Origin of the sequence: Lentzea sp. NPDC004782 (assembly GCF_040609115.1) — a bacterium.
In the GTDB taxonomy this organism is placed as follows: Bacteria; Actinomycetota; Actinomycetes; order Mycobacteriales; family Pseudonocardiaceae; genus Lentzea.
Window position 1 is genome coordinate 1 of the sequence record NZ_JBEXJN010000146.1, and the last position, 3,189, is coordinate 3,189.

Consider the following 3,189-nt stretch of genomic DNA (forward strand, 5'->3'; position numbering starts at 1 on the left):
CTGAACGGCCTCTCGCGGCGGGACGCAGGCCTGAACAACAACGACGGATCCCCGCTCATCCAACCGGATGTTGTCACGTTGTCCGGCATAACCCCCTCCGACAAGAAACCACTGATCAGTGTGAGCGCGGTCAAAAGATCGTGGGCTGGGAGCGATCCGGTGGTGTTGTCGGAGGACGAGGAGAAGGCGATCATCGGGTGGCGTCGTGGTGTCGGCGGGCGGCAGTTCCTGGTGGAGCACATCGTAGACGTTCTGCGCGACGAGGAGAGGTCCGCGCAATTCATGCTCCGCGACGGAAAACGTGGTCTGAAGTCCAAGAGTGCCCAGGACGTGCTCTCGAAGTGGGCGAAAGGCATGTACAGCGAGAACGACAAGTACGGATCCCTGCTCACCCAAGCGGATGTTGTCACGTTGTCCGGCATAACCCCCTCCGACAAGAAACCCCTGGTCAGGGAGACCATTGTCAGGGACTCGTGGCGTGCGGCTGATCCGGTGTCGTTGTCGGACGAGGAGGAGGAGTCGATCGTCGGGTGGCGTCGCGGTGACGACGGGCCGGACACCCTGGTCGGGCACATCAAGAACCTCCTGGGCGAGGTCAGGTTCGCGAAATTCATTCCCCGCGACGGAAATGGTCGCCTGAAGTCGCGGGTGGCCCGGGACGTGATCTGGCGGTGGGCGGCACGCCTGAACGGCAAGCACGACACCGACGAATCCCGGTTCACCGCACCGGTTGTCGCCGCGTTGTCCGGCACAACCCCCGACGGCGAAACACTGATCAGCAGGGACACGGTAGACACAACGTGGAGTGCGGACCCGGTGCGGTTGTCGGAGTACGAGGAGGAGTCGATTCTCGGGTGGCGTCGCGGTGACGACGGGCCGGACACCCTGGTCGGGCACATCAAGAACCTCCTGGGCGAGGTCAGGTTCGCGGCATTCATGCTCCGCAGTCCACAATGGAAGGGTGTCCTGAAGTCCTGGGTGGCACGGGACGTGGTCTGGCGGTGGGCGGCAGGCATGAACGGCGAGAACGACGAGGGAGGATCTCCGCTCACCCAAATTGCTGTCGCCAAGTTGTCCGGCAAACATCCCTTCGATGACAAAACACTGATCACTGAGACCGCGGTCAAGGACTCGTGGCTTCGGGTTGATCCGGTGCGGTTGCCGAAGGACCAGGAGAAGGCGATCATCGGGTGGCGTCGTGGTGACGGCGGGAAGGATTTCCTGGTCGACTACATCAAATCCATCCTGAGCGAGGTCCGGTTCGCGAAATTCATTCTCCGCGACGGAAAAGGTGGCCTGAGGTTCGGCGAACCCCGGAAGGTGGTCTCGCGGTGGGCGGCAGGCATGAACGGCGAGAAGGACCACAAGGGATCTCCGCTCACCCAAATTGCTGTCGCCAAGTTGTCCGGCAACCCCCCCTCCGACAAGAGAACACTGATCCACGAATACATGGTCTCCAGACTGTGGGGTGGGTTGAAGGAGCGTGAGGTCGGTGGCGGTGAGGTCGGTGCTGATCGCGGTGGCCAGTCGGCGTTGTCGGGAGGTGAGCTTGTACTCCGTCCGGCATCTGCGCCGCTGGGGGGCGAGGGGTCTGAGGGCTGGTCTGGGCAGCCTCAGGCGCTGGTGTTCCCGGCGGGAACGTATGGTGGTTCTTCTGGATCAGACCAGCTGATGAGCGACGTCGTCGGGCTACGTGAGCCTGGCGCGGATCCCGGTATGGATCTCGGGCCAGACGGGCAGGGTGCGGGCGTCTTCTTCCCCGCGCTGGTCGGCAACCTGGCTGGCGATGCGTTCGCCGGACACCTTCCAGCCGGTGATTACCTGATTCATGGTGACGCGGTCCACGGTAACGCGATCGGCGGTTACTCGACCGATTATCTGCCGGGGTCGGGGTTGGGCACGTTCGCTAATCCTCTGCCCTTCCGCGGGCTGGCAGGGGGGACGACGAGCGGTACGAGCGGGTTCGACCTGGGTCTCGGTTTGATCCCTGCAGCAGGCGGGCAGGGTGCGGGCGCTTTCTTCTCCGCTCCGGCCGCGCTGGCCGGCGGTGTGACTGGCGGGGTCTTCCCCGGAAACTACTCGATCGATCAGCTGGTCAACGGTGGTCTGGTGAGCGATTACGTGTTTGATGGCCGTCTGCCTGGTGGTGGTCTGGCTGGGGACGGTGTCGGGGTGGAGGGGGTTGGGGGTGGGGACGCTTCGCTCGGCGGGGAGTTCGTCGCCGGTGCGGGGGTGGCGGGGTACGGCGAGGTGGAGGTGAATGGGAGCGGGGGCGCTTCGCACGCCTGGAATGCCGGGTCTGATGTTCTGGCCGTTGGCGGCTACGGGGAGGTTGCTGCACCGTTGGACCAGGGCCTGCTGCTGGGGTCGGGGTTGGGCACGTTCGTCAATCCTCTGCCCTTCCGCGGGCTGACAGGGGGGACGACGAGCGGTACGAGCGGGTTCGACCTGGGCTTCGGTTTGATCCCTGCAGCAGGCGGGCAGGGTGCGGGCGCTTTCTTCTCCGCCCCGGCCGCGCTGGCTGGCGACGTGACTGGCGGACTCTTCCCCGGAAACTACTCGATCGATCACCTGGTCAACGGTGGTCTGATGAACGATTACGTGTTTGATGGCCGCCTGGCTGGTGGTGGTCTGGCTGGGGACGGTGTCGGGGTGGAGGGGGTGGGTGGTGAGGTCGTGGGTGGTGGTGTGTGGGGTGAGGGTGATCGTGCGGGGCCGCCGCTGATTTCCGGGCTGGAGCAGGCCGGGCAGATCAGTCAGTTGTGGAGCATGTTGTCGCCTGATGAGGTGGAGGTGTTGCTGCGTGAGGGCCGGCGGATCGTCGGCCGGTACGTGCGCCGGCCTCCGGTGTTCATCGAGAAGCCTGATCAGGAGAACATCGACTACGACAACATCGTCTGGCTGGTGGCTCACCGCTACTACCAGCAGCGGTACGGCCTTCTCGAACATGCCGAGGGGCCGGAGGAGTTGGCCGCACGCCTGGCCCGGGAGACGGGCAGGTCCCTGATCGAACACGAGCGACGAGGACTGCGCGGCGGGGCCCCGGCTCCCCGGACCGGGAAAACCGCGGGGGTGGGTGAGTCGTCACGGTCGGCGGGTTCGGGGGTTGTGGGTGGTGGGTCGGAGGTGGTGGCTGCGCCGAGGGCGAAGAGGCCGAGGTTGTCGGTGCTGAGGCCGGCGGAGTGGTTG

The 3,189-nt window shown here is 65.1% G+C and carries 1 pseudogene; it reads left to right on the forward strand.

Annotated elements, in window-relative coordinates:
* Positions 1-3,189: pseudogene (locus ABZV40_RS46280) on the forward strand (hypothetical protein); the annotation flags it as partial.